At 33.1% G+C, this 6436-nt stretch carries 7 protein-coding genes; 3 read left to right on the top strand and 4 right to left on the bottom strand.

The annotated features are described in order from the left end of the window. Positions 1–139: 139 nt before the first annotated feature. Both BLV91_RS11670 and BLV91_RS11665 read right to left on the bottom strand, forming a co-directional pair. Complete coding sequence (locus BLV91_RS11670; RefSeq protein ID WP_091433460.1) at positions 140–1093, bottom strand: phosphoribosylaminoimidazolesuccinocarboxamide synthase; 954 nt, start codon at positions 1091–1093, stop codon at positions 140–142. A gap of 142 nt (positions 1094–1235) precedes the next feature. After that, entirely contained in the window at positions 1236–2084 is an 849-nt protein-coding gene (locus tag BLV91_RS11665; RefSeq protein WP_091433458.1) for a Cof-type HAD-IIB family hydrolase, read from the bottom strand. 263 nt (positions 2085–2347) lie between these two features. Here BLV91_RS11665 and hmpA point away from each other — a divergent pair, with 263 nt between their 5' ends. From hmpA to BLV91_RS11650, 3 genes are read left to right on the top strand one after another with little or no spacing between them, the layout of a single operon-like run. Continuing rightward, the gene (gene hmpA, locus BLV91_RS11660; RefSeq protein ID WP_091433456.1) at positions 2348–3550 is read left to right on the top strand and encodes an NO-inducible flavohemoprotein; all 1203 of its coding nucleotides are present in this window, start codon (positions 2348–2350) and stop codon (positions 3548–3550) included. Between the two features lie 12 nt (positions 3551–3562). Further along, positions 3563–4000, top strand: coding sequence for an Rrf2 family transcriptional regulator (locus BLV91_RS11655; protein WP_091433454.1), 438 nt, complete (start codon positions 3563–3565; stop codon positions 3998–4000). Beyond that, positions 3993–4196, top strand: coding sequence for a DUF2798 domain-containing protein (locus BLV91_RS11650; RefSeq protein WP_091433452.1), 204 nt, complete (start codon positions 3993–3995; stop codon positions 4194–4196). Before BLV91_RS11655 ends, BLV91_RS11650 begins: the two co-directional genes overlap by 8 nt. A gap of 82 nt (positions 4197–4278) precedes the next feature. Here BLV91_RS11650 and BLV91_RS11645 read toward each other — a convergent pair whose 3' ends face one another. Together BLV91_RS11645 and BLV91_RS11640 are read right to left on the bottom strand one after the other, a co-directional pair. After that, complete coding sequence (locus BLV91_RS11645; RefSeq protein WP_091433450.1) at positions 4279–5094, bottom strand: SDR family NAD(P)-dependent oxidoreductase; 816 nt, start codon at positions 5092–5094, stop codon at positions 4279–4281. A gap of 204 nt (positions 5095–5298) precedes the next feature. Next, entirely contained in the window at positions 5299–6249 is a 951-nt protein-coding gene (locus BLV91_RS11640) for a PhoH family protein (RefSeq protein ID WP_091433447.1), read from the bottom strand. Positions 6250–6436: the final 187 nt, after the last annotated feature.

The following is a 6436-nucleotide window of genomic DNA, read 5'->3' as shown; positions in this document are numbered from 1 at the left end:
CGCTCATAAAGGATCTTTAAAATCCTGTTATAAGCGTTTTTTTATTGTCTAAAAAACGACTCTAATCAAAATAAGTGAAGTTTTTCAGTGCCCTCCCATCAAGGCTTGCGGTTTTTTACTATATAGATCTGTTTTGTATTTATCTATTTTGTAGATAAGCTAGAACATTCTTCTCAATTCGTTCATTGATGTTTGAAATATCTGCTTTTACGAATTTTTCGCCAAGGATTTTTTCATACAACTCAATATATCGTTCTGAAACAGTTTCAATATATTCATCACTCATATCAGGAATTTGTTGTCCTTCTAAACCTTGAAAGCCATTTTGAATTAACCAACGACGGACGAATTCTTTTGACAATTGCTTTTGCTCTTCTCCTTTATCTTGACGCTCTTGATATCCTTCTGAATAAAAATAGCGAGAAGAATCTGGGGTGTGAATTTCATCAATTAAAACAATAACTCCTTCTTTAGTTTTACCAAATTCATATTTAGTATCAACCAATATCAATCCACGACTTGCTGCAATTTCAGTTCCTCTTTGAAACAAAGCGCGAGTATATTTTTCTAGAACCAAATAATCTTCCTCAGAAACTATCCCTTTTGCAAGAATATCTTCACGAGAAATATCAGCATCATGTTCTCCATTATCTGCTTTTGTAGTAGGAGTTATAATTGGTGTTGGGAATTTATCATTTTCTTTTAAACCTTCAGGCATTGAAACTCCACAAATTGTTCTTTTCCCAAGGGCATATTCACGAGCGGCATGTCCTGAAAGATATCCACGTATTACCATTTCAACTTTAAAAGGAGTACACAAATGACCTACTGCAACACTTGGATCTGGAGTTGCAATTAACCAATTTGGAACTATGTCGGCAGTCAATTCCATAAATTTAGTTGCAATCTGGTTCAAAATTTGCCCTTTGTAAGGAATCCCCTTTGGTAGCACCACGTCAAAAGCAGAAAGCCTGTCAGTAGCAACCATTACCAATAATTCATCATCGATATTGTATACTTCCCTTACCTTACCGCGATAAACAGATTTTTGATTAGGAAAATTAAAGTCGGTGGTTGTAATTGTATTACTCATTATAGTTGTTGTGTTGTGTTGTGTTGTTGTTTTCTATCTGCAAATTTAGAACTATTTTAGAAAGAAATGCAAAGAATCATTCATCGTAGCCGTAATAAATAACAGTCGTAACAAAATAATATTTAAAAAGCTGTTAAACAACTTATTTTGCCAACAAGATATCCTTGCTTAATAATTTTTGTGCCAAATAATTTGCTACACCATCATCGTAATTCATTGCAATCACTTCAAGATTGAATAGTTTGTTTTTTAGACTATCAGGAGAGTTCCCCATCAAAAGTCCTTTTGCAGTCGCATTCAACATTTTTTCATCATTATATCCATCGCCAAAGGAAATCGCTTGTTCAAAATTAAAATTTTCAATTTCTAAGATCTTGGAAATCGCTACACTTTTATCCACTGATTTGTCCATAAATTCTAAACACAACGGCAAACTGAATGCGTGACTAAAAAGATCCGGATATTTACTTAGAATTTGATCTCTCAACTCCATCAATTTTGAATGTCTATCATGTGTGAAAAACATTTTAATAGCGCTAAAATCTTCCACCGTGGCAAAATCTACCACTTCTGGCAAATAATTCAATTCAGTCTGAAAATTATTTAAAACCTCATTGTGTCTATTGGTCTGCCAAACATTTTCCTTAAACAATACTGTGGTAATTTCTGAGTCAATCCCCAAATCCAATACTGATTTTATAGAGTCACTATCTATGTCATGGGAAAAAAGAAGCTCTTTCTGTGGCGAATGAATTCTCGCACCATTTGATGTAACTAAATAAAGGGGAAAGCCCAAGCCATCTACAATAGGCATCGCATCAAGATGGTGACGTCCTGTGGCTACAACTATTAAATAGTTTTGATCGTGAAGCTCCTGAAAAACTGTTTTTGTATAATCTGATATTCTATGTTCCTTGTTTAGCAACGTACCATCTAAATCGCTAATTACTACTTTTACTTTATCTTTCACTTTAATCGGTTTCTCTGTCATTTTTAATAAACCCAAAAATATCCAATTTTGAACAGAATCCCAAAAATTAGGGAATAGTTTAAGAAAAAAAATCTAATCAAAATATAGTATGCATAACAGAAACAATTCGATTTAAAACGTAAATATCAACTAGTTATAGTACTGTTCGTTCTAAAACTGTATTTAATTTAAATCAACAAAAGATAAAAACATTTTAATTGTTGTATTTAAAATATAACATATAGTTTTTTGCGCTACCTTTGTCAAAATTAAATATCATAAACATGAATGCAATTCAAAAAGAATTAATAAAAGCGACTGTTCCTGTACTAAAATCAAATGGTAATGATTTGATCACTTATTTTTACCAAAGAATGCTAAGCAATAATCCTGAGTTAAAGAACATATTCAATATGGCTAACCAAGCCAGCGGAAAGCAACAGAATGCTTTGACAGCCGCGGTACTAGCTTATGCAGAAAACATCGAAGACCCTAGTGTTTTAATAAATGTTCTAAAATCAATTGGGAACAAGCATGTCAGTTTAAACATCGCTCCAGAACAATATGACATCGTAGGAAACCATCTTATCGCATCTATTAAAGAAGTACTAGCTGATGCAGCAACAGAGGAGTTGTTAGAAGCTTGGACTTGTGCTTATACAGAACTAGCACAGATTATGATAGGTATAGAAGCTGAAATGTATAAAAAAGACAGCCTAAAAAAAGGGAGTTGGCTTGGTTGGAGAAAATTCACAATTGCTAAAATTGTTGAAGAAAGTGACGAAGTAAAATCATTTTATCTACAGCCAGAAGACGGAAAAGATATTGCTGATTTTTTCCCTGGACAGTATCTTTCTGTTAAAACATTTATTCCAGAACTTGGTTACGAGCAACCTAGACAATATAGCATATCAACTTCTTTTAACAATGAGTATTACCGTATTTCAGTAAAAAAAGAGAAAGGTATCAATGCCATTCCTGATGGAATATTTTCTAATGTGTTACACACTAAAAAAGTAGGAGAAACGATAGACGTTAGTGCTCCAGCGGGTGTTTTTTACGCTGATCCAGAATCGATAAACCCGTTAGTTCTTATTAGTGGAGGTGTTGGTGCGACTCCATTGATGAGTATGGTCGAAGCCAATAAAGTATCGCTACAGAAAAACAAAACGGTATGGGTTCACAGTTGTAGAAATGAAAACGTACATGCTTTTAAAGACACTATCGAAGAATTAAATAGTCAGGAAAACTGGTTGACATCTTATGTATTTTACGAAACCTTACCCGAGTATAAAACCAATGCTATTGAAGGAAGAGTAGATTTGCATACTTACAAAGAAGAAATCATTATTGATGGCGCAAAATATTATATTTGCGGGCCAGAACTTTTTATCAAAAAACAATTCCAATCTTTGATTGAGCTAGGTGTAACTAGAGACGCGATATTTTATGAAGAATTTGGCCCCCAATCATTAGCTTTAAATTAATAAATAACACTTATGAAATTAAACCACTTTACCGATTTTAGTATGCGTGTATTGATTTATCTAAATCAAAAAAAAGATACTCCTCAAAGTTCTTTGGACGATTTAGCTGAAAAATTCAAAATCTCACGAAACCATCTCGTTAAAGTGGTTCAATTTTTATCGGCAAATCAATTAGTTTTGACAAAACGAGGAAAAAATGGAGGGATTTTAATATCTGAGAAGGCCAAAGAAATTCGTTTAGGGGATTTAATCCATCTTCTGGAGCAGGACGAAAATCCAGTTATCAATTGCGATGCTAAACCCTGCATTTTTAAATCACATAATTGCAAATTAAAATCATTGTTCAATAAAGCATATATTGCCTTTATTGATAGTTTAAACGAAGCTAATCTGTCAGATCTTGAATTTACCGACTGGAATTCAATTTTTGAAAATAACCCAAATGCGTAAAACTATTCTTGGCAGTGTCATTGTAACTGCATTTATCACTTTTACACTCACAGCATTAAATATACCTACAAAAAACACGATTGATTTTGTAATGGTATGGACTAGGTCGTGGATAATTGCTGCTACTATAGCCAGTGTATTTAATCTTTATATACTTCCTTTTTTCCATAAAAATAAAAATAGTGAAGTGCAGTAAAATACCGTAATTAATAATCTCATTCTTTTTTATAAAAGTACTGAAATACAATTTGTCAAACCCAATTTTCATAAGATGACTTCTATTTCAAAACGGACTGTCTGATCAATCTTCCAAATAAACGATACCCCATTTTTGACCTAAGCATACTTAGACTGTTGGCATCAAAACCTATGGTATATCTCTTAAAATTTTTGGCTGGATTTTCAGCGACTTTTAGTAATTCTCGAATAATAAGAGGCTTTAAATCTGTGTTTTTAGCAGTCTTATTTTTCAATATTAAATTAATTTTCTCCATCAAAACATTGTAAGACCCAAAAGATGAGCATTCAGACTTAACCACGTTTTTTTGAAAATTGGATGGCGTATTCCCAAATTGCATGGTTGAAACACTAATATTAAAATCTATTAACTCATAGGCCATACACTCAGAAAAACTTTCTACAGCATGTTTTGTTGAATGGTAAAAACTCCCTAACGGCAAATTTACCAGTCCCGCAATGGAAGAGATATTTATGAAGTGACCCATTTTTTGAGCCCTAAATACGGGGATGAACGCTCGGCATACTTTGACTACTCCAAGCCAATTTATATCTACAATGTTATTGATTTGCTCATCTTCAGCCAATTCAACAAAACTTCGATAGCCTACACCAGCATTGTTAATGACAAGATCTATAGTTTTAAAATCTTCCATTATTTCTTTCTTGGCAGCTTGTATACTTTCTGTTGAAGTTACATCAAGCACATAGCAACTAATGTTCTTTATCCCTTGCAATTCCTTGCCATGTTCCAGACAAAGCATTGTTGCAATGACATTCCATCCATTATTGGCAAAGTGCAAAGCAATCTCTTTTCCTATTCCACCCGAAGCACCTGTTATGATTACACTCTTCAATATTATAATTTTTTGCTAATATAATTTTTTTAACTGTATCCATCCAACTTCGATTGCAAACAATCCTAAAAAATTGGATAATTTATTAATAAAGAACGACCCCTAAAGGGGCCGTTAATTGTACTTTGTTATTAACCAGTATTTTAAATATAATTGCTTTAATACCCCATTTTAATTTGATTATCATTAAAAAGCAAATGCTCTTTAATCAGGGTTTTCCGTGTATTTGTATGCGTCAATTACTTTTTTGACTAATCTATGACGCACTATGTCTTTATCATCAAGATATACAATTCCAATTCCCTCAATATCTTTCAAAATCAACAGCGCTTCCTTAAGTCCTGATATGGTTCTTCTAGGTAAATCAATCTGCCCTGGGTCACCAGTAACCATAAATTTCGCACTTTTTCCCATACGGGTCAAGAACATTTTCATTTGCGAATGTGTTGTGTTTTGGGCTTCATCCAAAATTACAAATGCATTATCTAATGTTCTTCCACGCATGAAAGCCAATGGAGCAATTTGAATGATTCCTTTTAAAATATAATCTTCTAATTTTTCATTAGGCAACATGTCGCGCAAAGCGTCATAAAGGGGTTGCATATAGGGATCTAGTTTCTCTTTCATATCACCTGGAAGAAAACCAAGATTCTCTCCGGCTTCAACAGCAGGACGTGTTAATATAATGCGTTTAACTTGTTTTTCTTTCAGTGCCTTGATAGCCATGGCAACTCCTGTATAGGTTTTTCCTGTTCCCGCAGGACCAACAGCAAAAACCATATCATTTTTATTTATGGCATCAACTAACAATTGTTGGTTAGGAGTCATGGCTTTTATTATTTTGCCACCTACTCCATGCACAAGAATCTTATCATTAACGAGAGTTCTCCTGTCGTCTTGACTGTCACCTAAAATAACCCGCTCAATTACATTGTTATCTATTGTGTTATAGCGGGTAAAATGAAGCATTAACCGTTGAAAACGTTTTTCGAACTCGTCCAGAATTTCTTTTTCTCCAAAAGCTTTTAATGTAGTTCCTCTAGCAACAATCTTAAGTTTTGGATAGTATTTTTTAATTGTTTCAAGATGAGTGTCTTGAGCGCCCCAAAATTCTTTTGGAGCGATGTCTATGAGCTCGATTATTCTTTCGTTCAAATGTTGTAGTTTTATATAAAATTAATCAATAAATACGTCTAAGGCATTTTGGCTTTAAACCACAATATTTTTTGTCTTACTTATTTGGAATTTGTTTTTTGTTTTTTGCTTTTTTGAATTTACTATTATTAGATTTGCATTTCTCAAATTTAATGAAAATTAGTTTTAGATTACACCAATAATTATA

This window comes from Flavobacterium degerlachei (assembly GCF_900106645.1).
GTDB classification, from domain to species: Bacteria; Bacteroidota; Bacteroidia; order Flavobacteriales; family Flavobacteriaceae; genus Flavobacterium; species Flavobacterium degerlachei.
Note: the sequence above shows the minus strand (reverse complement) of the source record. Positions and strands in the feature narration are given on the sequence as shown.

Excerpts from the sequence above, each read along its gene's own strand:
- BLV91_RS11665 (WP_091433458.1), bottom strand. The coding sequence starts at position 2,084 with ATGACAGAGAAACCGATTAAAGTGAAAGATAAAGTAAAAGTAGTAATT.
- BLV91_RS11670 (WP_091433460.1), bottom strand. The coding sequence starts at position 1,093 with ATGAGTAATACAATTACAACCACCGACTTTAATTTTCCTAATCAAAAA.
- BLV91_RS11655 (WP_091433454.1), top strand. The coding sequence starts at position 3,563 with ATGAAATTAAACCACTTTACCGATTTTAGTATGCGTGTATTGATTTAT.
- hmpA (WP_091433456.1), top strand. The coding sequence starts at position 2,348 with ATGAATGCAATTCAAAAAGAATTAATAAAAGCGACTGTTCCTGTACTA.
- BLV91_RS11650 (WP_091433452.1), top strand. The coding sequence starts at position 3,993 with ATGCGTAAAACTATTCTTGGCAGTGTCATTGTAACTGCATTTATCACT.